Annotated in this window: 19 protein-coding genes and 1 pseudogene; 6 read left to right on the top strand and 14 right to left on the bottom strand. The window is 67.5% G+C overall.

The window, feature by feature from the left end:
* Nucleotides 1-27: 27 nt before the first annotated feature.
* The 3 genes from ACFPJ1_RS01410 to ACFPJ1_RS01400 all read right to left on the bottom strand — a co-directional run bounded on the left by ACFPJ1_RS01410 (nt 28) and on the right by ACFPJ1_RS01400 (nt 3,663).
* Nucleotides 28-996: a helix-turn-helix domain-containing protein gene (locus ACFPJ1_RS01410; protein WP_380100910.1), complete on the bottom strand. Its 969-nt coding sequence runs from the start codon at nt 994-996 to the stop codon at nt 28-30.
* A 146-nt stretch (nt 997-1,142) separates the two neighbouring features.
* Nucleotides 1,143-2,261 carry a hypothetical protein gene (locus ACFPJ1_RS01405; RefSeq protein WP_380100909.1) on the bottom strand — a complete coding sequence of 373 codons (1,119 nt, stop codon included), beginning with the start codon at nt 2,259-2,261 and terminating at the stop codon, nt 1,143-1,145.
* Nucleotides 2,262-2,292: 31 nt separating this feature from the next.
* Nucleotides 2,293-3,663: a glycoside hydrolase family 76 protein gene (locus ACFPJ1_RS01400; protein ID WP_380100944.1), complete on the bottom strand. Its 1,371-nt coding sequence runs from the start codon at nt 3,661-3,663 to the stop codon at nt 2,293-2,295.
* A 378-nt stretch (nt 3,664-4,041) separates the two neighbouring features.
* On the opposite strand from ACFPJ1_RS01400, the gene ACFPJ1_RS01395 reads away from it, so the two are divergent.
* Together ACFPJ1_RS01395 and ACFPJ1_RS01390 are read left to right on the top strand one after the other, a co-directional pair.
* Complete coding sequence (locus tag ACFPJ1_RS01395; protein WP_380100908.1) at nt 4,042-4,893, top strand: tryptophan 2,3-dioxygenase; 852 nt, start codon at nt 4,042-4,044, stop codon at nt 4,891-4,893.
* A gap of 225 nt (nt 4,894-5,118) precedes the next feature.
* Nucleotides 5,119-5,658, top strand: coding sequence for a histidine phosphatase family protein (locus tag ACFPJ1_RS01390; protein ID WP_380100907.1), 540 nt, complete (start codon nt 5,119-5,121; stop codon nt 5,656-5,658).
* A 90-nt stretch (nt 5,659-5,748) separates the two neighbouring features.
* On the opposite strand, the gene ACFPJ1_RS01385 is transcribed toward ACFPJ1_RS01390, so the two are convergent.
* The 4 genes from ACFPJ1_RS01385 to ACFPJ1_RS01370 form a co-directional block, all read right to left on the bottom strand.
* Nucleotides 5,749-10,896, bottom strand: coding sequence for an AAA domain-containing protein (locus ACFPJ1_RS01385; RefSeq protein ID WP_380100906.1), 5,148 nt, complete (start codon nt 10,894-10,896; stop codon nt 5,749-5,751).
* Entirely contained in the window at nt 10,893-12,089 is a 1,197-nt protein-coding gene (locus ACFPJ1_RS01380) for a M48 family metalloprotease (RefSeq protein ID WP_380100905.1), read from the bottom strand. The genes ACFPJ1_RS01385 and ACFPJ1_RS01380 overlap by 4 nt, the downstream gene beginning before the upstream one ends.
* Before the next feature lie 277 nt (nt 12,090-12,366).
* The gene (locus ACFPJ1_RS01375; protein ID WP_380100904.1) at nt 12,367-12,825 is read right to left on the bottom strand and encodes a hypothetical protein; all 459 of its coding nucleotides are present in this window, start codon (nt 12,823-12,825) and stop codon (nt 12,367-12,369) included.
* A gap of 8 nt (nt 12,826-12,833) precedes the next feature.
* Entirely contained in the window at nt 12,834-14,003 is a 1,170-nt protein-coding gene (locus ACFPJ1_RS01370; protein ID WP_380100903.1) for an amidohydrolase family protein, read from the bottom strand.
* 308 nt (nt 14,004-14,311) lie between these two features.
* Here ACFPJ1_RS01370 and ACFPJ1_RS01365 point away from each other — a divergent pair, with 308 nt between their 5' ends.
* Genes ACFPJ1_RS01365 through ACFPJ1_RS01355 form a run of 3 tightly spaced genes read left to right on the top strand, consistent with a single transcriptional unit; the run spans nt 14,312 to nt 17,000 of the window.
* Nucleotides 14,312-14,929: a hypothetical protein gene (locus ACFPJ1_RS01365; RefSeq protein WP_380100902.1), complete on the top strand. Its 618-nt coding sequence runs from the start codon at nt 14,312-14,314 to the stop codon at nt 14,927-14,929.
* A 41-nt stretch (nt 14,930-14,970) separates the two neighbouring features.
* On the top strand, nt 14,971-15,663 hold the full coding sequence (locus ACFPJ1_RS01360) for a response regulator transcription factor (RefSeq protein ID WP_380100901.1): 693 nt from the start codon (nt 14,971-14,973) through the stop codon (nt 15,661-15,663).
* Nucleotides 15,664-15,665: 2 nt separating this feature from the next.
* Nucleotides 15,666-17,000: a HAMP domain-containing sensor histidine kinase gene (locus ACFPJ1_RS01355; protein WP_380100900.1), complete on the top strand. Its 1,335-nt coding sequence runs from the start codon at nt 15,666-15,668 to the stop codon at nt 16,998-17,000.
* A gap of 58 nt (nt 17,001-17,058) precedes the next feature.
* Here ACFPJ1_RS01355 and ACFPJ1_RS01350 read toward each other — a convergent pair whose 3' ends face one another.
* The 5 genes and pseudogenes from ACFPJ1_RS01350 to ACFPJ1_RS01330 all read right to left on the bottom strand — a co-directional run bounded on the left by ACFPJ1_RS01350 (nt 17,059) and on the right by ACFPJ1_RS01330 (nt 20,214).
* On the bottom strand, nt 17,059-17,652 hold the full coding sequence (locus ACFPJ1_RS01350) for a sigma factor-like helix-turn-helix DNA-binding protein (RefSeq protein WP_380100899.1): 594 nt from the start codon (nt 17,650-17,652) through the stop codon (nt 17,059-17,061).
* 172 nt (nt 17,653-17,824) lie between these two features.
* Nucleotides 17,825-17,914: pseudogene (locus ACFPJ1_RS01345) on the bottom strand (RNA polymerase subunit sigma-70); the annotation flags it as partial.
* A gap of 101 nt (nt 17,915-18,015) precedes the next feature.
* On the bottom strand, nt 18,016-18,372 hold the full coding sequence (locus ACFPJ1_RS01340; RefSeq protein ID WP_380100898.1) for a DoxX family protein: 357 nt from the start codon (nt 18,370-18,372) through the stop codon (nt 18,016-18,018).
* A 356-nt stretch (nt 18,373-18,728) separates the two neighbouring features.
* The gene (locus tag ACFPJ1_RS01335; RefSeq protein WP_380100897.1) at nt 18,729-19,205 is read right to left on the bottom strand and encodes a hypothetical protein; all 477 of its coding nucleotides are present in this window, start codon (nt 19,203-19,205) and stop codon (nt 18,729-18,731) included.
* Between the two features lie 331 nt (nt 19,206-19,536).
* A complete protein-coding gene (locus tag ACFPJ1_RS01330) occupies nt 19,537-20,214 on the bottom strand; it encodes a hypothetical protein (RefSeq protein ID WP_380100896.1) in 678 nt (225 codons plus the stop codon).
* Nucleotides 20,215-20,297: 83 nt separating this feature from the next.
* On the opposite strand from ACFPJ1_RS01330, the gene ACFPJ1_RS01325 reads away from it, so the two are divergent.
* The gene (locus tag ACFPJ1_RS01325) at nt 20,298-20,771 is read left to right on the top strand and encodes a MarR family winged helix-turn-helix transcriptional regulator (protein ID WP_199235137.1); all 474 of its coding nucleotides are present in this window, start codon (nt 20,298-20,300) and stop codon (nt 20,769-20,771) included.
* Between the two features lie 59 nt (nt 20,772-20,830).
* On the opposite strand, the gene ACFPJ1_RS01320 is transcribed toward ACFPJ1_RS01325, so the two are convergent.
* Together ACFPJ1_RS01320 and ACFPJ1_RS01315 are read right to left on the bottom strand one after the other, a co-directional pair.
* Nucleotides 20,831-21,583 carry an SDR family NAD(P)-dependent oxidoreductase gene (locus ACFPJ1_RS01320; protein ID WP_199239601.1) on the bottom strand — a complete coding sequence of 251 codons (753 nt, stop codon included), beginning with the start codon at nt 21,581-21,583 and terminating at the stop codon, nt 20,831-20,833.
* Nucleotides 21,584-21,640: 57 nt separating this feature from the next.
* On the bottom strand, nt 21,641-23,086 hold the full coding sequence (locus ACFPJ1_RS01315; protein ID WP_380100895.1) for an ABC transporter substrate-binding protein: 1,446 nt from the start codon (nt 23,084-23,086) through the stop codon (nt 21,641-21,643).
* Between the last annotated feature and the right edge of the window lie 77 nt (nt 23,087-23,163).

The raw sequence follows: 23,163 nt of genomic DNA, 5'->3' as shown, positions 1-23,163 counted from the left end.
GCCTGCCGGTGCGGCCCGTCGGTGAATTCAGAGCCAGCCGCGTTCGCGGGCTTGCCAGCCTAGTTGGAGGCGGGAGCGGGAGTTGGTCTGTTCCATCAGTTGCTGGACCCGGCGGGCGACCGTCCGGCGGCTGATTCCGAGCCGCGCTCCGGCCGCGTCGTCGGTGAGGCCGGCGACCAGGAGTGAGAGCAGATACCGGTCCTCGGCGGACATCGAGGCTTCCTCCGACAGGCCGCCCGACTCCGTCACCGAGAGCGGGCTGGCGCGCGCCCACACGGTCTCGAAGAGCGCGACCAGCGCATCCAGCAGGTTGCTCGGATGGACGAGCAGCGCCGCGTCGTGGGCCGGGGTAGTCCAGTCGAGTGGCAGCAGTGCGAGCTCCCGGTCGGCGATCGCGAGCTTGGTCGGCAGCGCGTCCGCGATCCGGGCCTGCTCGCCGGACCGCACATGGCTCACTGCGCTGGCGGCGAGCACCGCGTCCGCGAGAGCTGAGCTGTCGTAGACCACCCGATAGGCGACTCCAGCGGCCTGGCGGTCGAGCTGGGTCCGGTTCACCTCCGTGGAAGCCGCGTACGGCGGCGCCACGAGTTCTCGCATCTCCTTTTGGGCCGTGCGCTGCACCCGGTCGAACGCCCACCCGACAGCGGCCTGGCCGGAGACGATCTCGATCAGCTCCTCGGTCCGCCGGTTGCTCGGTCGGCTGTAAGCCTCTGCAGCCAACCGCTGCGCCGCCGCACGGCTCCGTTCGAGCTCGAGCTCCTGACTCTTCATGAACTGCTCGACCGCCAACTCGGGCGGCACCGGCACGACGAGCTCCTGCGGTGGCGGGGTCCGGTGCACGAATCCCTCGCGCTGCAAGGCGGCCACGGCCCGACGTACCTGGACGACCGTCAGCCCGACTCGCTCGGCAAGCTGCGTGACGGAGGCGCTGCCCTGCCGGACCAGCGCGAGGTACGTCGCTTCCTTCGTCTCACTGAGGCCGGCAGCTTTCAGCACGGATCGCCTCCCGGCGTTCGCAACCCCGATCCAATGACGGCGCAGCTCACCCGTCAACGCTGACGGCCAAGCCCAAGAACTCGATTTCCCCAGCCCGAGCGGCCCCATCGTACGTCGACCGCCCACCGCGCCGGCTTGCCCATGGGTTAGTCCGAGTTGAGCCAGGACCACGTGTCGGTGGTGGTAGGTGCGCCGGCGGCTTCGAACCAGGTGGCTACTCGGAGGTGGTTGTCGCGGAGGGGGAGGTTGTCGCCGAGGTCGCCCCGGGTGATCAGAGTGGTGAAGCAGTCGATCAAGCGGGCTTGTGGGGAGCCGGTGCTGGTGCGGCCGAGTCGTTGGTCGAAGTAGGTGATCAGTGCAGGCAGGCAGTCGTACGGCGCGTGCACGGTGTACGCGTACTCGCGGCCGGGATCGTCGGCAAGCGGGAGGTAGTCGTAGGACTCGGTGAAGCGGATCCCCTCCGCGCCTCGCTCCGGGTCGAACGTCATCCGAAGCGCGAAGATGCAGTCGTTCCGTTGCCGGTGCACCTTGAGCAAGGTCGTCTTCCACTCGGACCCGTAACTCTGGAACGGCACCCCGGCCGCGGCCAACCACCCGGCCACGCGGTCCCGTACCGCGCCCGGCTCCCCGAGCTCGAGCTCGCCCCGAGCAGCCGCCGCCCGGAACCCGGCATACAACCGATCGTCCCGGCTCAACCCGTCACCCGGGATCGGGTCCCGGCCTTCCAGTACTCCGATCACGGCGCCAAGGGTGGTGTGGCCGAGGTGGAGCTGATAGAGGCCTGATCTGTCGGCGACGGGACCGTGAGACTCCTGGAAGATGATCTGCTGGTTGAAGGAATTGATCGTCAGTTCGACGGTCGCCTCGCCCCGCGTGAGCAGTACCTCCCGCCGATCGAGTCCACCCCGGCGTGGCGACAGCCCCGCCTCTTCGCACCAGGCGAACACCTCATCGCGGAGCGCGGAACCACCACCGGCGGGGCTCAGTTCGCCGCGGATGATCAGCTCCTCGAGGCAATGGACCAGCTGCTCCGCGGGATCGCCGAGCACCTCCAGCCCGAACCGCCCGACCAGGAACGCCCCGAGCACGGGCACGTCGGAGTACGGGAGTGTCAGGTTGTAACTGTGGCCGCGCAGCTCCTCGGGACCGCTGTACAGCTCCTCGAAGGTGAAGGTCCCCTCGCCGCCCTTGTCGGACGAGGAGAAGTCGGTAGTGACGATCAGGTTGCTCGACGGGTCGACGTACAGGATGTCCTTGCGCCTCACAGCCTCCAGGCTAGATCCCCGGGGAAACGGTTCACGGAGTGGCGTTCATCAGGTCGAGGGCGCTGTGCTGGCGGGCAGCATCGAGTTTGTCGATCGGGCCGTACCAGCGGAGGCCGTCCTGGTCCATCGGGGTGCGATCTGCGGCGAAGGCGCGGTCGGCCTGCCGCTCGAGATAGCTCGTGTACGGGTGGTCGGAGAGCGCCGCGTTCAGCTTGCCGAGGCCGCGGACGTGCGCGCCCTTGAAAGACGGGCCGTCGCCACCGCAGTCGCCTGACTCGCACGGCTCCTTGAGGATGCCGTCGGTGGTGTTGAGTGCGGACGAAGTCGTCGCCGCGTCGGCGAGTTGCCTGGCCGTGGTCAGGTGGCTCGTGTTGTTCGTTGCCTTGGACAACTCGGTGAGGGCTCCGAGCAACACTCCCTGGTTGTAGCTCCAGGCAACCTCACCGTTGTTCTTGCAGGTGGACAGGTTGATGCCGTCGTTGACCAGGTGCGAGCTGTTGATCATCCCCGTCTGCTGGAACCAGGTCCAGCCGCTCTGCGCCCGTTGCAGGTAGGTGCTGTCGCTGGCGATCCGTTGGTGCAGTGCTGCGTTGAGTTGGATGTAAAGGGAGTTGGAGATCGCGTTCTTGTACGTCTTCGCCTGGCTCCACCAGACCCCGCCGCCACAGGTGCTGTCCCAGTACGCCGCCATGTGGTCGGCGTCGGCGCGTGCCGTCTGCAGGTAGCGGGACTCGCCGGTGAGGTCGTAGGCGGCGACCCAGGCGAGACCCCACCAGCCGGTGTCGTCGAGGTAGTCGTTGCGGAACTGGCCCTGCTGGGCGTTGAGGTTGAGGTCGTACGTCCTGGCGATCGCGTAGCGGTAACTGCCCATCCCGGTCACCCGGGCGTTGTCGATGATCGCGTTCAGCGCGTTCGCCGAGTTCCACCAGCCGGTGGTGTCGAACAACCCGGTCCCGTAGTTGTAGAACTGCATCTGCGCCGTGGCAGCCGCCGTACGCCGGTCGCCCGCGTTCCAGGTGGTTCGCGCCCACGCAGTACAGGCGATGTCGGGACGGTCGCCGGCCTTGCCGCAGGCGCGGAGGGCGCCGACTCCGTGGTTGTTCCAGTCGTCGACGTTGAACATCAGCGTCCGCCAGCCGCGTTGACCCGCCGGTACCACGGTGTTGCCTAGCCGGCTGCCGGATCCCCAGGTGCGGCCGCCGTCGAACGAGCGGTCCAGCCAGACCTCGTCACCCGGGTTGCCGTTCTCGATCGAGGCCCAGCCCATCGCGTCCGCGTCGTCGAAGTGCAACCGCAGCGTGCGGCCGAACATCGACGCCGATACAGGGGCACGGTCGCCTGGGGACAACGCGGGGTCCCGGGCGTCGCAGTACTTGTTGCAGATCGTCGCTTGGGTCGACATCGTCACCGGCGGGGTCGAGGGAACAGGAGGAGGTGGCGCTCCGAGGGGGGCGGACAACGCTGACATCAGAGCAGCCGAAGCTAGGGCGGCGATCATCGTGATTCTCCCTGGGGCGGTAGGAAGAGAGCGCTTTCACCGAAAGTACGGTGCGCTCGGTGACAGGGTCAATACGCCAGGTGATCACTTCTGTGCGAAAACGTCGGACCGTTGGATCCGTCGTCGAGTCCTAGCCGACGCCCGCGATCAAGGAAGTCAGGATCGCCACTGCCAGCAGGGCGAGCGGAAGGCGTCGCGGTCACACCATCGCCCTGCCGTGCTGAGCTGGCGTTGGTCTGTGGAACGCCCGTGACGCGGTGTAGTGGCGGTTATCCTCGGCGCGTGAGCAGCGCAAGCGAGACAGACGGGGTTCAGCCCAGCGGTGATGCGGTCGCCGGTCGCTGGGACGGAGTCGACGTGCACTTCGGTGAGGAAGGCGGTCGGCTCACCTACGGCAGCTACCTGCGGCTGGGGGACCTGCTCGACCAGCAGCGGCTGGAGTCCGACCCGCCCGCGCACGACGAACTGCTGTTCATCACCATCCACCAGGTGTACGAACTGTGGTTCAAGCAGGTCCTGCACGAGCTGACCGCCTCCCGGGACGCGATGCTGACCGGCGAGGTCTGGCTGGCGCAGCACCTGCTCCGCCGGGTGCACACGATCGAGCGGACGCTGACCCAGCAGGTCGACATCCTGGAGACGATGACGCCGCAGGACTTCGGCGAGTTCCGGCACCGGTTGTCACCGGCCAGCGGGTTCCAGTCGGTGCAGTTCCGGGAGATCGAGTTCCTCTCCGGCGCCAAGGACCCGTCGTTCGTGAAGCGGTTCCGCGGGCTGACCGAGGCGGAGAAGGCCCGGATCGAACATCGCCTGTCCGAGCCGACTCTGTGGGACGCGTTCCTCGCAGTAGTCGAGCAGGCCGGCTTCTCCACGACCTCCGAGGACGACCTCCGCAAGGCACTCCAGACCGTCGCGGGCGATCGCGCCCAGCACGGCGCGATCTGGGAACTGGCCGAAGCCCTTCTCCAGCACGACGAACTGGCCGCCGCCTGGCGAGCGCGTCATGTCGTCATGGTCGAGCGCATGATCGGCACCAAGCCAGGCACCGGCGGCTCCTCCGGCGCCGGCTACCTCCGCAGCCGCCTCGACCTCCGCTACTACCCTCTCCTCTGGGCCCTCCGCACCACCCTCTAACCCGCGGCCCACCCCTACCCCCGACTCCGGACCGGGGAACTGATCTGCTGACTGGGGACCAACGGGGGACCTTGAACACCAACTGGGGACCTCGGACAGGCAGTGACATGTTCAAGGTCCCGGCGAGGTGACCGCAGTCCCGACAGCCCGACGGCGTGGATGGTCAGTCAGGTGCGCTAACGCACCCAGACCCGTCGTGTGCCCTCATGCGATATCAATGCAGGCATGCCCACCGTCTACCTCGTTCGCCACGGCGAACCCGGCTTCCCTCAGATCGACGCAGAAGGCTGGTGGGGTCCCGCGCGCGACTGGGCACCACTCACAGCCAAGGGCATCGAGCAGGCCAAGGCCGCTGGCCGAGACCTCCGACGGGTGGGAGCCCTCCGCATCGTGGCCTCTCCCATGACTCGCGCCCTGCAAACGGCGAGTCTCATCGCCGCAGAGACCCACCTCCCGCTCACGGCCGTCGAGATCGACCTCCGCGAATGGCTGCCGGACTCCACGCTGTCCTGGCGGTCACTCAGCGATGTCCAAGTCCTCGGCAGCGACTTCGAACAATGCGAGGGCGAGTGGCCGTCCGGAGAGACCCGCCTCTGGGAACCTCTCTCCTCCGTACGCGGCAGAGCACTCGACGCACTACGGAGACAAGCCAACGGCCACTCTGAGCCCTTCATCGCCGTTTGCCACGCCACGGTGATCCGAGCTCTGACCGGCCACTTCCACACCGAATTTTGCGGCATCCGAGTGCTCGAAGACGTGTCCTGAGAGAACAGCCGCGCCACAGGCCAGCACTCGGCCTCGACGTGCAGCGAAGGCAACCGCGGTGGCATCGGGCTGGGTAAGTGCCGGGGTACTTCAGTTGTCGGTGGGGCGGTTGAGGGTGTCCAGGAGACGGGTGAGGACGGCGTCCGGGGTGCGGGTCCAGTCCGTGGTTAGGACGTGGTGGACTCGCCAGCCTCCGGTGGTGAGTGCTCGTGGGTGGGTGCTCAGCCGCTCCAGTAGGGAGTCGGCGGCGACCCGCTCCGGCGTGTCCACGAGTACTGCGAGCCGGTGGCCGACGTCGCCTGGACGACGCAACGCCAGGTCGCATCGGAACACTGATTCGCCGACCGAGGTGTCCACCTCGATGCCGCAGGCTCGGAGCGCCGCCGCCAACTGTTCGACCACGGCGGATCCATCACCATCAGCACCGGGACCGCTCGTACTGCGGGACGCTGTGCGGGTGGTGAGAGTTGGGCGGTGGGTGGACTGGTACGGGTTCAGAGCGGCGCGGGTCGCTTCCGGGTTGCCCTGGGAGACGGCGTCGGCGTAGGTGAGGAAGCGGCGCAGGGTGTTGGCGCCATCGTTGTAGGTGTTCGTGATCGCGTCGGGCTCGATGCTGGAGACGATCACCATGTGCTGGCGGGCGCGGCTGAAGATGACGTTCAGCCGCTTCTCGCCGCCGGCGGTGTTGATCGGGCCGAAGTTCATCAGCATCCGGCCATCTGGTCCAGCGGCGTAGCAGACGCTCATGATGACGATGTCGCGCTCGTCGCCCTGGACGTTCTCGAGGTTCTTCACGAACAGCCCGGCGTCCTGCTCGTCGCGGGTCCGCACCTGTTCAGCCTCGTACCGCGCGCCGAACGCCGGATCCGCCTCCGCCAAGGCGTCCAGTGCACGCTCGATCTCACCCTGCTGGGCTTCGGAGAACGCGACGATCCCGATGCTCTTGCCGGTCTCCCGGTCGAGCAGTTCCCGGACCAGCCCGGCGATCCAATTCGCCTCCGCCGGGTTCGTCCGCCGTACGTAGATCCCGTCCACCACTCGCACCGACGTGATACTGCCCGCGAGGACCCCATCGACCACACCGACGAAGCCAGCCGACCCCGGATCCAGCGTCGGTACCTCGTCCTGCGGCACTGAGCGCACCGCCCACGGTTGCGCACTGGCAGCCGGGAGGCGGTCGGGAATGGTGGCGAGCCGGCCTTGGTAGAAGGCCGCGTTGCTGAAGGAGATCAGCGCCTCGGAGCGGCTGCGGTAGTGCCACGTGAGCATGGTCGAGGCCAGCCGCAGCGCACTGATCGCGAGGAAGCTGTCGTCGGTCAGGGCGATGCCGACCTGCTCGGCCTCGTCGTCGTCCGGGTCCACCGTCGGTGTGCTGACCCGGAAGTACTGCGTCGGCGGCAACTGCATCTGGTCGCCGACGACGATCACCTGCGGAGCGCGGTGCAGCGCGGGAATCGCTTCCTCGATGGGGATCTGGCTCGCCTCGTCGTAGATCACCACGTCGAACGCGGTGTCGAGCGGCAACGTGTCCGACACCGACGACGGGCTCATCAGCCAGACCGGCCGCAGCAACGACACCACCTCGCCGGGCGCGCCCGAGGCGAGATCGCGGATCGACTTGTAGCGCATCACCTTGCCGAACTCGTGTTCCAGCTCGCGCCGGCCGGTACTGAAGTTCTTCTTGCGGCCACGGTCGTCCGGCGACATCCCCGTGACGCTCAGCTCGGAATGCGCGAGCTCGGTCAGGAACCGCCGGCGCACTCCGGCGACCACGACCTCCGCGTTCACCGTGGTCAGTTCGTCGTACACGAGGCTCAGTTCGCCGACGATCGAGTCGAGCCGCGCGGAGGTGAGCTCGGTCAGCAAGGGGGTCGCCGCCCGCGCCCGCTCCCAGTGCAACGCGCAGACCGCGTACTCGAGCTGCTCCGGAGTCGCCTCCAACCCGCGCACCGCCGCTTGCACGGGCGTCGGCGCCTCGGCCAACGCACGCATCGCCGGGATCACCTGCTGAATCGCCGACACCAACCCCGTGGACGCCAAGGCCTCAACAGCAGCCTGTACTCCGGACAGCGTCAAGCGGGCGTAGTCGTCGCTGAGGAAGCAGCGAGTGGCGTCCTCAGCGGAATCCTGCGCGGCGGCAACCCGAGCCAGCGCCGCAGCAACCTTCGGATCCTCCGCCAGTCGCGAACGCCAGTCAGCGAGCGAAGGGTCCTGCTCCATCGCGCGAATCCGGCGGGCCAGGTCGACCGGGTCCGGGGAACCCCAGTCGCGCTCGGCCTTCTCGGCGTTCTGCTGGACCGCCGCGGAAGCGTCCTGCGCGGCGACCAAGGTGGTCAGGATCTCTGTCACCGAAGGGCGAACGTCCCGCCCCGAGGCGTCGTAGCGTGACCTGACCAGCGTCTTCACCCGCCGCCAGTCACCGCTGAGGAACGACAGCAGTCCACCCTCTTTGCCCTGGGCAACGGTCAGTGCGGCCCGCGCATCTCTGGGCGCAAGCGGCTCCGCCCAACCTTCGGCTTCCACCCACGCGGCGCTCGCCGCAGCGACCAATGCCTCATGCTCACCCGCCGCGGCCCGCAACCGCTGCGCGGCAGACGATCCAGGCTGGAGAGCAGCACCCATCCCTCTCTCGGACAGCGGCTGCATCACCACCCCGAGCTCGCCCAGCTGCCGAACCTCGTCCAGGCTTAGCGCCCCCCAGATCTCAGCGGAGCTTGACGGATCGGCTTCAGCCAAGGCATTCGCGACCGCCGTCCAGCCATCGCGAGCGCGACTAGCCGCAACTGGGATCTCGGTGTCCGCTCCCGGCGCCACCCAGACGTCAGAGGTGACGAGACCGAGCGGACTCCGCGCCAGCAATCCACTGCTCGACGGATCCGCCTCAGCCAGCACCTGCGCCAACCTGGTCACGGTCGCCCGCCCCGCCCACCAGTCGCCGGGCGATGGAATCAGCCGACGCTCGACAGGCTCCAGCTCAGAACCCCACCGATGATCCCGCAGCTCGGCCAGCTGGTTCACCACCGCGCGCAGGCTCGGCGAATCACCGGCCAGCTGGGTCTCGAACTGCCCGACTGTCGCGAGGAGGCGGTCCACCCGCGCCACGAGGGCGTCCCGGCGTACGGTCAGTTCGTCGAGGTCGTCCTCGGCGGCCAGCCACGCCTCGTAGGTCTCGCGCAGCCCGTGGACGAAGGTCTTCTTGTCCGCCTGCGAGTCGTGGATCAGCGTGCACAATCCGTCAAGCCGGCGGCCGGCCAGCCGCGCGTGCACGACGTCGAGCGCAGCCCGCTTCTGGCAGACGAACAGCACCCGCTGCCCGCGCGCGACAAAGTCCGCGATCATGTTCGTGATCGTCTGAGACTTGCCGGTTCCCGGCGGACCCTGGATCACGAAGCTCTCGCCTCGCTGCGCCCGCGCGACCGCCGCGACCTGCGAGCCATCCGCCGGTACGACGAGATGCCGCTCCGCGGTCGGCAGCTCCGGCGGCTCGCTGCTGATCGGCCGCGGCTGGTCCGAGAACAGCTGGTCGAAGGACTGGCACGACCGCCCGGTGTCGAGCAGTTCGTCGTAGTCCCGGACCAGACCGAGCGTGCGGTAATTGAAGTTGGCCAGCGCCACAGCACACAGGTCGACATCCCATGAGTACGGGCTGCCGTCATCGCCTGTCTCTAGCGTGTACGTGTCCGTCTCGATCGCCCCGGGCCGCCTCGGCTCGCCCAGCACGATGCTCAGCGGCAAGTCCTGTACGGCGAGCTGGTTGCGGAAGATCTGCACCCCGAGCGGCTGGTAGTCGGGCCGCTGGTAGGAGTACGCGTAGTGCCGCCCGCCGAACTCGTTCGCCGTGTTCCCGTGCTGCCGCCGCCGGTAGTTCCGCAGCTTCACCATCGCCCGCTGCCGGACCAGGTCGATCCGCGGCTTCTCCCGCAGGTGCAACTGCAGCCCGGGCTCCGACGCCTGCAACTCGGCGCGCAACCGCTCATGCAGTACGCCGAGCGCGTCCGGCTCGGCCAGATCCACCTTGTCCGGCAGGTTGATCCCGTACAGCTGGTGCAGGTGATGCCGCAGGGTCGGGTTCACCTCGGCGACCGAGTCCGTGATCCTCAGGGTGTAGGAGTCCCGGACGCCACGCTTCTTGGCGAGCTCTACCTTCACCAGCACCAGGGGAGACGACAGCCGCGTGGCCGGATCGTTCTTCAGGTCGTGCCAGCGCAGGAACGCCGGAACCAGCCGCAACTGATCCTGCCCGTACTCCGCGCGGTCCCGCCGGGCCGTGGAGATCAGCTTGTCCAGGGAGGACGCGGCGAACGGGGCTTCGTCGTACCGGATCCACTTCCCGAGGGTCTGGGCCTTGCCGTCGACGAGTCGTGCGGCGAGCTCGGCGTTCCAGGTGAACAACTGCTCGGCGCGGATGTTGCGCACGTCGAGCATCAGTGGGACGGACACGTCGGTCATGTTGAGCGTCTGCGCGGTGTGCCGGAACTTGACCAGCCGGTTGCGCCGGGACAGGTCGAAGAGCCTGTCCCGCAAGGCTTTCAGCACGGCCGCACGCCGGTCCGCCGTACCGCGGGTGATCGCGGCGACGTCGAAGTCGAGCGGCTGGTCGCGGTAGTCGTCGAGCTGCTCGATCAGCGACCGGAGGTCCTGCGCCCGGTGATGCCGGTCCGGCTCGGCCATCTGCGCTGCGACCGACACGATCACCGGGTGCAGCGTGCTGGTCAGCGTGTAAAGGTTGCCTCGGGCTCCGATCAGCCGGGCGACGTCCTCTGGGCGGGACAGGTCCAGGCCGCAGCCGAGCGCGATCAGCAGCTGGCCGAGGCTGAAGATGTCGGTCAGCGGGTCGTGGTGGCCGACGACATGCTCCCAGCTCTGCCAGCCGGGCACGAGCACGGGCGCGGTGATTGCCTCGGGCACCGGTTCGGTCACCTTGAGCCGGCCCTGCCCACCGCTCTCGCCGAGATCCGTCTCGACCTGGCGGTGCGCGACCACCTCGACCGCGGCGGCCCGATGCCCTTCCCTGATTGAGATCTCGTCGGGTGCGAAGACCGGCCGCGACGCGTCCCCCGGGGCGAACCCGAGCCGCGTCTGCTCGTCAACAGTGATCCGGTCGAGCCCACGCAGCGGAGCGACCAGGTCGCGTTCGTGCACCTCCGCGGTCGCGTGGAACAGCGGCAGCACGGCCGCCAGCAACGCGTCGTTGCCGAGACCGCCCTGGGAAACGGCGAGGGCGACGAGATCCTTCACTGGATCACCCCGTCCGCGGCCGCGGCCAGCTCCGCCCGGCGCTTGTCGCTCCACCCGAGCTCGTCGTCCGCCAGATCGTCGTACGGCGTGAGTCCGGCGCGGCGAGCGAGTCGCAGGGACGCGACCAGTCCTTCGTCACCCGCATCGGGATCGGCCGTCGCGAGATCCAGCAGGAGATAGCAGAGGTACTGCTTGGTGGCGGCGGTCAACGCCCGCGGCCGGGGGATCGGTGCGCCATCCACCGGCCGGATCGCCAGCGGCTCGTCGAACCGCGGTACCGCACCACCCGGTACGCCGAGAGGCCCGGGCGGATCCGCGAACCCGGCCGCATACGTGGCGACGGTGTCCGAGCGCAGGCCTTCGGTCTGGGCGATGTGCGCGGCGAAGTCCATGCTCAGCTCGCGCAGGAGCACCGCGTCCAGCAGATCGGGCGCATCCACGTCGAGGGGACCGGTCAGGAGCACCTCGACGTCTTCGCCGGCGATCCAGTTCTGCAGGGCCCAGGCGCGGGCGACACCTTCGGGGTGGCTGGTTCCGCGGCTGCCCGTGCTGAGGTCGAGCTCGCCGGCCTGCCGCAAATAGGCCTCGGGATCGACGCCGGACAACCCGGTCTGCACCTTGAGGAGCGCGCGGACCGTAGTACTGAGGTCTCCGCAGGCCTTGAGCGCGCCGCGATCGGCGAACAACTCCGACGCCATCACCCACCGGCGACGGGTCTCCAAGTACTGCGCGGGTGTCCGGGCGTCACCGGCCGCGGCGTCCAGCAACCGGTCGACGGCGAGATAGGCGCCGTCGTCGATGGTCCAGAGCAGGCGATGCGCCAACTCGTGGCCGCAGACTGCCGCCAGCTCGTCGGGAGTCAACCTGTCGAGCAGCGGACCCTCGAACAGGATCACCGCTTTCCCACTCTGGTGCAGCAGCGACGCGTTGGGCTGCCCGGCCCCTTGCGCCTGGAAGAACTCGACCTCCACCTCGAGCCCCAACGCCTCGGCCGCCCGGCGCCCGGCCTCGTGCAATGCCGGATGACCACCTGCCTCGAGCCGGTAGGTGTTCCTCAGCAAGGTCTCGGTCAACCCCGGATCGTCGGCCTCCGCCGGCCGCAACGCCTCCCACGCACGCTCGTCCACCCGGCGCACGTGCGACAACACGGCCCGGTGATACCCCAGCGGCGACAACGACGGAAGCTCAACCACCCCGCCACCCTAACGACGCCCTCCGACAAACCCACCCCGATGTCAACACCGGCGGGACAGCTCCGACCCGGACGTCAGATTGTCGGCCGACGAGATGTGGACAGATCTGCCTGCCGGTCGCGATGTGCGGGAGGCGCAGCCACCGGATCACATCATGCAGGCGTTTGAATCTGATTCGACAGAATTGTCGACACCGCGGGACGGGCTCCGCGGCGTTACTCTCTTTGGTGCTCGAGGCCCTGTCGTCGATGGCTGAGATTGACTCGCCTTCGTTACGTCAGCCTTCGGTTGCGAGCCTTCGCGTCCGTGGCACCAGCACCGACTCCACAGGCGCCGGAGGTGGCAAGGCCTGTCCTGCGCTCCAGTGGGCATAGCAATCGAGTCGTGCCGCCTTGGCATCGCCGATGAAGGAGTCGCCAACTTCGCCGGCATCCTGACGGACAACCAGGGCGGCCAAGGACGGCTCCCCTCGGCGCTCACAGTCGACGCTGAGGACGTCGAGAAGCTTCCCCATTCCCTGAGGAATGTATGCACGCTCGCACACCTCCGAAGCCTGGCCGTAGGTCATGGTCGCCGAGGCACGGGCTGTCTGGATCAGCGCAGGTCGCAGCAGCAGGAGGGCGTTGTACATATTGTCTGTCACGCGAATCTGCCGCCCGTTTCGGAAGTCCAGCTCGACTATCTCGCCCGGTGACACTTTGGTCTGCTGCATCCCGACATCATCCGCTGCCGTCATGGAGGTGACTAGAGGTTCACGCGGTTTCCCCGTAGGTAAAGGGCTTGGGGGGTGCGGAGGCGGGTTATGTCGGTGGTCGGGTTGCCTGGGAGGATCAGGAGGTCGGCGTCGAAGCCTTCGAGGATGCGGCCTTTGTTGCTGAGGCCGCAGGTGGTGGCGGCTGTTGAGGTGGCTGTGGTGAGGGCGGCCTCGGGGGAGACGCCGCCCTGGACCAGGCCGATTACTGCTTCGGGGAGGATGCCGTGGGCCTTGTCGGGGTTGATGCCGCCGTCGGAGCCGGAGACCAGGCGCACCCCGGATTCATGAAGGCCTGCGAAGAGGTTGATGCGGGCTTCGTAGGTGGTGCCCGTGCGGCGGAGCATCTCCAGTACTGCGGGAGGCGGGTTCGCGCCCGGGACGATTCCCAGGGTCGGGCAGACCGTCGTACGGGAGGTGATCAGGTCGGCGACCACTGACTCGTCCAGGTCGACGCCGTCGGCCGTGATGAAGGAGCAGTGTTCGATGCTGTCCACCCCGGCGCTGAGGGAGTTCTTGATGGACTCCAGGGAGTGGGCGTGGGCCGTGACGGGGAGACCGCGGGCGTGCGATTCGTCAACGACCACAAGGATTTCCTCGGCGCTGAACTGGACCACGGCCGGGTCGGTCCCCGATGTGTTGACGCCGCCACTGGCCATGATCTTCACCAGGTCCGCACCGCGCTCGGCACGTTCGGCGACCGCCCGGCGGAGCTCGTCGGTACCGCGGACGGCGCCGCCCATGTTCCAGCAGTGTCCCTGCGGAATCGTGATCGGCGGCCCACTCGCGACCACAGTCGGGAACGAATCGTCGCCGGACCGCCAGTCCACGACGGCGAAAGAACGGTCGCCAAGGTCGCGCACGGTGGTGACCCCGCTGGCCAGTTGCGCCTTCAGGGAGTTTTCGATGACGGTGACGAGTTCCGCGTCGCTGAAGGTGGGGATCCGGTCGAGTGCGCCGGGTCCACTGTCACAACACAGGTGTACGTGCGTGTCGATCAGTCCCGGCAACAACGTGCCGCCCTCGAAACGCGCCACCTCACACGACAGCGCAGTACCGCGAGGCTCGACGCCGGCGATCCGTCCGTCGTCGACGATCACGACGGCTCCGTCACCGGAGTAACGCTCACCGTCGAAGACGGCGTCCACCTCGATCGCGAACACGCCCCATACTGTGCCACCGCACAGGCTGCATCACCTCGCCGAGACGCCGATCGCTTGGGCAGGTCGATCAGCCGCCACCCCTTTCGTGCGGATTACGCGCACTGATCGCGCACTTACATGCTCGATTTCGCGACTGAGCTGCTATCGAACTGGGCAGCAGGTCGATGGATCTCAAACGATCGGCCTCGCCCGGTTCAGCTTCGGCGCAAGCGCGCTACGAGCTGACAGCGATCCCCTCGGCTGGCCGTCGCTAGTGTCGCCTATGGCCCGGAGGGGCATTAGAGGGGTAGTCGACGAAGGGATTGCTGGTGAAGCTCTACTCGAGTGTGGGTGTGCAGCGGGTGGGGCAGCTGTTCGGGGATCTGATGCTGGTCACCTGGATCGCGTTCTGTACTGCGCTGGGCCTGACCGTCTTCAAGATCACCAACGCGCTGGGATATCCGGGGCGCAAGGCGGCCGAGGCCGGGGACGGCCTAGCGGGGGATCTCCGGAAGATGTCCGAGCCGGTGGGGAAGGTGCCGGCCGTCGGTGACGAGTTGCGGGCGCCGATCGACGGTGCGGCCGGCGCGGCGGCACGGCTGGCACAGGCCGGGCGGGACCAGGCGCACGCGGTCGAGCAGTTGGCGTATCTCCTGGCCGCGGTGACGATCGGGCTGCCCGTGCTGTTCGCGCTGCTGATCTGGCTGCCGCGCCGGATCCGGTTCTCCCGGCGGGCGACGGCCGCGCAGCAGTTCATCGACAACGCGGCCGACCTGGACCTGTTCGCGCTCCGGGCGATGGCGAACCAGCCGATGCACCGGCTCGCCAAGATCTCCGACGACCCGGTCGGGGCCTGGCGTCAGGGGGACACCACCGTCATCGCCCAACTCGCCGACCTGGAGTTGCGCAGTACCGGCCTGAAGGCGCCCAGACCGGCGCCCGCCTGAGCAAGGAGGTTGGCTGGGTAGGACCGTCTACGCTCAGAGGCATGGCGCGGGTGCTCCTGGTTGAGGATGATGACGCGATCCGGACGTCGCTGAGCAAGTCGCTCACGGCCGCCGGCCACGTCGTCACGCCATTGGCCAGCGGAGCCGAAGGGATCGCCGCGGTGGCTCGCGAGAAGCCCGACGTGGTGCTGCTCGATCTAGGCCTGCCCGATCTCGACGGTCGCGACGTGCTCGCCATGGTCCGCGCAGTCAGCGACATCCCGGTCATCGTGGCGACGGCTCGCGACGATGACGCGAGTGTGGTGAAACTGCTCGATGCCGGCGCCGATGACTACGTGATCAAGCCGTTCAGCTCGGCGCAGATCGACGCCAGGATCCGGGCCGTACTCCGTCGTGGTGGGCCCGACCAGCAGGGCGAGTCCGTGCTCAGCCTGGGTGCGCTGGAGATCGACCCGCGCAGCCGCGAGGTCACGGTGGACGGCGATCCGGTCGACCTGACCCGCAAGGAGTTCGACCTGCTGCTCGCGTTGTCGCGCCGCGCGGGAGCCGTCGTCACCAAGCGCGAACTGCTCGCCGAGGTGTGGGGTCTGCCGTGGGGAGGTGGCGACCGGACCGTCGACGTGCACCTGTCCTGGTTGCGCCGCAAGCTCGGCGAGACCGCCGCGGAGCCGCGGTTCCTGCACAGCGTGCGAGGGGTCGGCGTGAAGCTCGCCCCGCCGGATCCGGGCGCCTGACCATGCGCCGCCGGATCCTGCTGCTCTCCGTCGGCATGACGACGCTGGTGGTGCTGGCGTTCGCCGTACCGCTGACCATCCTGCTGCGGAACGCGGCCGAGGAGGAGTCACTCAAGGCCGCGAGCTACACCGCCAAGAACGTGGCGTACTACGTCGGCGACCAGAACCGCACGGCCGCCGACATCAAGGCGTACATCGACGGCGTCAAGAACGACGCGCCAGGCCGGATCTCGGTCCGGCTGGCCGACGGTACGACGCTGGGCGACCCACCTCCCGGTGGCGTCGCGGCGCCGAAGCCGGTTCCGGGCGAACACGGGGATGATGACGGCGACGACCGGAGGGGGCCACCGAAGATCTCGGACACCTCGACGCGCACGGTGGCCGGCGGGATCGCGACCGAGATCGACGTCGACACCCACGCCGGGCCGGCGTCGGTCTGCCTGTTCCTCACGTCCGACGAGTTGTACGAAGGACTCCTGCCGCGCATCCTCTTCCTCCTCGCGGGCAGCCTGCTGGTCCTGCTCCTCAGCATCCTCGGCGCCGAATTCGTCTCCCGCCGCCTGGCCCGCCCACTGGAAGAAACCGCCCGTACCGCGGAACGCCTGGCGAAGGGTGACGTCGACGCGAGAGCCCCGACGAGTGGTCCCGCCGAGGTGGCGAAGGTAGGTGCCGCGCTCAACGGTCTGGCGGATCGCATCGACGAGGTGATCGCGGTGGAACGCGAGGCGGTCGCGGATCTCAGCCACCGGCTCCGTACTCCGCTGACGGCACTTCGCCTCCAGGTCGAGGCGCTACCGGATCGGGAACGGGCCGAGGAGCTCAACACCCAGGTGAACAGCCTCGAGCGGACCCTGACCGCGGTCATCAGCGCGGCGAGGCGGCCCCAGCGCGAGGGCAGGGTGCCGCACTGTGACGCGGTCGAGGTGACCCGGAAGCGAGTCGCCTTCTGGGCGCCGCTGTTCGAGGATCAGGGCCGGGAACTCGTCCTGGATCTGCCGACCCCGCCGGCGATGGTGAGGTCGTCAGCGGAGGATCTCGGCGCCGCGCTGGACGCCCTGGTGGAGAACGTGGTCGCCCACACTCCCGACGGCACACCCGCGCGGATCATCCTGACCAGGCAGCCCGTCGGCGGCAGCGACGGCGTACTGATCGTGGTCGCCGACGAGGGACCCGGCATTCCGCTCGGGGCCGGGGAGCGCGGCCGAAGCGACCGCGGCTCCACCGGACTCGGGCTGGACATCGCCCGCCGCTGCGCCGAGGCGGCCGACGGCAGGCTCACCATCCACCCCAACCTGCCCACCGGCTCCTCCGTGCACTTGACCCTGGCCGCGCCCTAGCTCGTCAGACCTACGGCAGGATCGCTCGACGCAACGGGTCAACCCCCACCTGTTGCCTTCAACGCTCGAGCTCAAGAGCGCCGAGGGCCAAGCCGTCGGCGTCCTCATCCGCGATCGGCGAGAGGTTGAGATCGAGCCGCGCGAGGCGTTCGGGATCTACGAGAGAATCAATGTGGGCGATCTTGCCGTTCGTGACAGTGAAGGCCATCACCGAGAACACGTGGCCGTGCGGCGCCACCACGGCCCCGGCGGCGCCGTTCACGAGCGCGGGTCTGATGAACGGATAGAGCTTTGAGTAGGTGACGGTGTGCGCGGCCACGTCCTCCGCGCCGTGTCGTACGAGGGAGGCATCCGCGCGGAGGGTGCCACCATCGATCCGCAGTTGGACGTCGGGATCGAGCACCTCCAGGAGGGCATCGAAATCGCCGTCCCGGGATGCGGCGAAGAACGCATCAATCACGCGCCGTTGCCGCGCGAGGTCAGCGTCCGGCTCCGGGGAGTTGCGCAGACGTCGACGGGCGCGGCTGGCGAGCTGTTGCGCGGCCGCTTCGGAGCGATCGAGCGTGGCTGCGATGTCGGCGAACGGCACAGCGAACACGTCGTGCAGCACAAACGCCAGTCGCTCGGCGGGAGTGAGCTCCTCGAGCACCACGAGCAGAGCCAGGCCGACGGAGTCGGCCCAGGAGCCCTTGGTGTTCGGGGTCTCCCTCTCTCCAGCTGACGACCGGATCCGGGACGTGCGCCGAAAGCTCCTCGCGTCGCGTTCTCCGCGATCGCAACATGTTCAGGCACACCCGGCCGACGACCGTAGTCAGCCAGGCCCGCATGTTCTCAACGGTCCCACCGTCCTGGTCGCGAACCCGCAGCCATGCCTCCTGGACTGCGTCGTCGGTTTCGCTGACCGACCCGAGCATCCGGTAGGCGACCGCCCGCAGATGCGGCCGGTGTTGCTCGAATTGGTCGGTCAACCACTGACGTTCCTCCATCGACAACTCCTCGCTTGGCAATCGGATGGTCACCAGTGGTCGTGGTACGCGACGTTGGCGGACAGGGCGGCCGCCGCCAGAAGCAGGAAGAATACGGCTCCGCCGATCTGACGGTCACCGACTCGAAGATGCGCCGTCACCGCGCAGACGAAGTACAAGACGAGGCCGCTCGCGGCAGCCGCCCCGAGCACCGGCACCGCGAAGCCTGCGAGAAGTCCAACGGCGCCGCAGGCCAGCAATGTGCCGAGCGGCGCCATCCACCATCGAGGGACCCGTACCCGGTCAGCGACGACCTTGACCGACTCGGCGCCACGGAAGTTCAAGAACGCGGCGTAGCCGTTCACGAACGCCGCCAGACACGTGGTGACCATGAAGATGACGTACATACCCGTTAGACACGCGTCGCCCGAAAAACCTGACAACCCGAACGACAGTGGCGCCGATGTGGTGGCGGTCACCAACATCGACGCCGTCAGGTCGGTGCTACCAGCGAGTTGGCGATCAGGCTGCCAGGGTCGCCTTGCGCAGCGCCACGATCGCCGTACTGGCGATCCCTAGGATTCCGATGAGATCGAGCAGCTCGGTGAGCTTGCCAAAGGCAACGAGCCTACCGGCGCGATCAGCGTGAGGCTTGGTCGCTCGGAGGAATCCGGCCCGGCACCTTGCACTGACTATGCATGTCCGGCAACAGCCGGCCGAGCACGAAGGATGTGCCCAACCAGGAGGGGCGCCGTCTGAGGGGTCAGGCGTCGATGCGGCGGCCGCTGAACTTTCCGGTGTTGGATTCCACCACGTCGGTGGCGCTCCCCGGGGCAAACACCGTGGCACGGTAGGTCCCGGAGATCTTGCCGTGCTTCAGCGTGCCCACGAGCCGCACTCGCACCGTCGGCCCGACCGACTCCGGTCCCCCCTCGCCCGGGAACCCGGTCCAGAAGGTCGCGCGGAACGACTTGCCGTGTCGCGCCCAGGTGCCGGTGAACGGCGGTCCGGCTGGGCTGATGTCGTGTGACACGAAGACGCCGCCCCCAGCGAAGCTGAGGACCAGCCGAACCTTGTCCGGCGAGCCGTCGTCCTGCCGTACGCTCATCCAACTGCCGAGCAACCCGTTGTCGTCGTCGGCCAACGCGGGAGTCGTCGCCAGCCCGGCGATCGCTACGCCACCCGCGGCGATTCCTGCACCCCTCAACGCCTGTCGGCGCGCCATCGCGTTCTCACTCATCGGAGTCCCTCCCTGAGATCCGTAGATTCTTTCAAGCTGCACCCAGAACTGCTGAGTGGCAAGGCCGTGTGGCCGTTTGCCCGCCTCGGATAGGCCGAGGTCACCGCAGCAGAACTGACGCGTCGCTCCTTGTCACCAAGGCGTTGCCGCATCGGCGTCGATGGCTGGGCGGGGTGTCTGCGCGATGCGCGCCGCAAGGTAAGCCTGCATTCTCGGTCAGGGCAACGACATCCAGCTATGGCCCAGGTACGCCACCCGCAGCAGGCCGCGCACCGCGAGATTCGCCAATCCCTGCGCACGCATAGTCCGTAGGGCCGGGGTGTTCAGCTTGTCAGTCATTGCCGTGGGTCACCACCGCTCGGACGGAAGGGAGCGCGGGGCGCTGGGTCGGATCGCCGGTTGGAACCATGCGCATGACCTCCGCCGGCATCGCGCCAACCGTGAACGCGCGGACGGCCGTCCCGACGGACACGGTGACGAACGACGCCACCGGCGGAACTTCGGCGGGGAGCGGAACGGAGTACTCCCCTGAATCGAAGTGGGAGTCGATCACCCGCAGCGAGGTGCTCGTCGGCTCGGGCGGCGTGAACGAGGTAGCCCACCAAGCCTCGACGACCACCTGGGCGGGTTTCTGCAGGGTGAGCTGGACCGTTCTCTTCGTCGTGTCATATGCGATGCCGTTGTGGTCTCCGGCAGTCGACGTGACGCCCTCGACCTGGGCGGCGATGAGGCCTGCGATTCCGGCGAGTCCCTGCACAAAGGTGACGTGGCCGTTGACCTTGGAGATCTCTTCCCTGAGGAACCGCTTGGTGTTGGGCGGAACCATGCCACCGAAGACGACGACATCGAGGTCTGTGGCGTCGTACTCCGTCAGCACCTCGTCGAACTGGTTGGTTGCATCTGCGCGGAAGCCCTTGCTTCGCAGAATGTCGGCAGCGTCAAGGATCACGCTCGGGCTTCTGCCGATGACCAGAATCCGCTCGGTTCCAGTCGTGGTTGGTTCGTCCATGAGCAGGTCTCCTCATCAGAGTCTATGTTGGCCCAACCAACATAACCTATGTTGGTTAGGCCAACAACGTGTACTGTGGACCCATGCCGATGGATCACCCGCCTGGCCGTACTCCGGCCCGTGTCAAGGATCGTCCGACATGGCTGATCAGCCGGACCTTCGCTCGCTCGTCGGGTCTCCTCGCCGCTGGGTTCGAGTCCCGCGGCCGCGGCCTTCGCAGTTACCACTACCGCCTCTTGGCTGCGCTCGACGAGTGGGGGCCCGCGAGCCAGGCTGACCTGGGCCGTGGCACCGGGATCGATCGCAGTGACGTCACGGCAGCGCTGTCCGAGCTCGAGTCACGTCGGCTCGTCGAGCGGTCCGTCGACCCCGCGCACCGGCGGCGCAACATCGTCACCATCACCCAGGCCGGAGTCGAACAACTCCTGGAGCTCGACAACGTCATCGACGGTGTTCAGGAGCAAGTCCTGAAGCCGCTGACAACTGCGCAGCGGCGCCAATTCATCGCTCTGATGGCGAAGCTTCTCGCGACCGAAGACGAGTCACCGAACGGATGACTCTGGCAGCCGAGATCGTCTGCCGGGCCGGAGCCGATGGCCGGGCGCGCGTTGGTCGCTCAATGCATGTAGAGGCCGCCGTCGACGTTGAGGGTGTGGCCGGAGATGTAGCCGGATTGTTCGGATAGTAGGAACGCGATTGCGGACGCGACGTCGTGCGGCTGCCCGACGCGATTGACCAGGAGGTCGTCGACCAGGGCCGCCCGGCGTTCGGGAGTCAGCGGTCCGCCCATGATGTCGGTGTCGATCGGACCGGGGGCCACCGCATTGACCGTGATCCCGTGCGGACCGAGCTCTCGTGCGAGAGCACGGGTCAGTCCGATCACGCCCGCTTTCGCAACGGAATAAGGGGTTTTGCTGTAGGTGCCGCCGCCCAGCTGAGCCGAGGTCGAGGAGACACTGACGATCCGGCCGTAGCCGTACCGCACCATGCTTTCGGCGACGCGCCGGGTGACGTAGTGCACGCCGTTCAGGTTGATGTTGATCACCCGGTGCCACTCGTCAGCAGTGAGCTCGAGGTAGGGGATCGGTGAGCTGACCCCGGCGATGTTGGCCAGCGCTGCCAGCGGCGGCAGCGCGGCCTCGAGCTCGTCGATCGCCGTACGAACCTGATCTTCCTTCGACACATCGGCCACGGCGACGGAGGTCTTGACGTTGTACTTCTCGGTGATCTCTGCGGCGAGCGCGTGGCCGCCGTGCTCGTCGATGTCGAGGATGCCGATGCTCCACCCCCGCTCGGCGAGGAGCATCGCCGTCGCCCGTCCGATGCCGCGTGGCGATGCCGCACCTGTCACGACCGCACTGCGTTCCACCTGATGATCTACCACCTCAACGCCCCCTCAGTCCGTATTCGCGACAATTCGCAGTGATCATTTCGCGCCCGCGTAGTCCTGTCCCGGCTTCCAGTCGCTGAAGACGTAGTCGTCCTCCGAAACCTTGGCTCCGGACGCTTTCGCCTTCTGGAGCGCCTGCGCCCGATCAGCAGCCGTGGCGTCGCTCAACTTCTTCAGCTCGGCCTTGAGGTCCTTGATCGATCCACTCAGGTAGCCCTGGACGATGTTGCCGACGTGTGGCGTGACCGGCTTGCGGAGCGCATCCACGCTTGCCTGTGCGGGGTTCTTCACGATCGCCTGCGGCATCAGGAACACGTTCGCCTTGCAGAATTCGACCGCCTTCTTGTACGCGTCGATCGCCTTCGACGACGCGACCAGATCAAGATTGAGCGGCGGCTGATCCATCGCCTCGATCATCCCGTTCTGGTAGTCGTCGGACATGAAGGACGCGATCAGCTTCCCGGCCGCATCAGGATTCTTGCTGTCGGCGGAGACGAAGTACGCCGCACTCGGCCGCCCGCGGTAACACCAGGCATTCATACCGGCCGTCGGCACCAGAACCTGCCCGGAGGCGATCTTGTCGACGATCGGCGGCGCCAGCGCCTTTGATCCCCCAGCACACCAGATGCCGTCGATGAATGCCGCAACCGCACCGGACGCGTACCGGGTCCGGGCGTCGACGACGCCGAAGTTGTTCGAGCCGGGCATGATCAACTTGTCGTCGTTCAGCTCCTTGAGATATTCGATCACCGTGACGTAGGCGTCGTGGTGATAGGCGTACTCGCCGGTGGTGAACTGCAGACCCTGATAGCCCGGGAAGCCGGCAGTCTGCGCCATGTCGTCGACCTGATCCCGAATTCGCCCGCCGTCGGCACCGATCGCCAGGGTCAGAGGCTGGAGCCCCGCCGACTTCAGCTTGTTGAGGGCGTCCTTGAAGGCCGCGTAGTCCGAGGGCACGTTGTCCGGATCGAGCCCGGCCTTGGTGAAATGATCTTTGTTCACCCACACCAGCGTCGAGCTCTGCTGGAGGCTGAACATCGGGAAGCCGTAGAGCTTGCCGTCCAGCTGGGTGATGCCCTCGGTGAACGCGTCCTTGGGGAGCTTGGACTTGACGTCCGCGGGAAGCGTCACTTCGTGCACCCATTTGCCACTGACCAGGGCCGGCAACGGCAACCCGACCACGTTGGAGTAGACGTCGGGCATCTTGTTGGCCTGATGCGCCAGCTGTAGCGCCTGGGTTGCTTTGGACGCGTCGTAGTAGGTGTGGGCGACGTTGGTCTTCATCGCGGACGACTGGGTCTTTGCCCAGTCGTTGTTGAGATGTTTGAACGAACTGAAGTGGTCCCACCAGTCCAGCGATTCCGTGGCACCACCGCCACCCGCGCTGCCGACGTTGTCGCTCGAGCTGCTGCAGCCGGTCGCGACGCCGGCGACAGCAAGTACCGATGCGCCGAGGAAACTGCGACGTGTCAATCCGGTCATGATCGTTTCCATTCCTTCGGGTGTTGATCATTTCTTGGCTGTGGGAGGTCATTCGACGTGCTCAGGACCCTGCTGTG

The sequence above is a fragment of the Kribbella qitaiheensis genome (assembly GCF_042657745.1).
Lineage (GTDB): Bacteria > Actinomycetota > Actinomycetes > Propionibacteriales > Kribbellaceae > Kribbella > Kribbella qitaiheensis.
The sequence above is the reverse complement of the archived record's forward strand: the minus strand, read 5'-3'. Positions and strand labels throughout refer to the sequence as shown.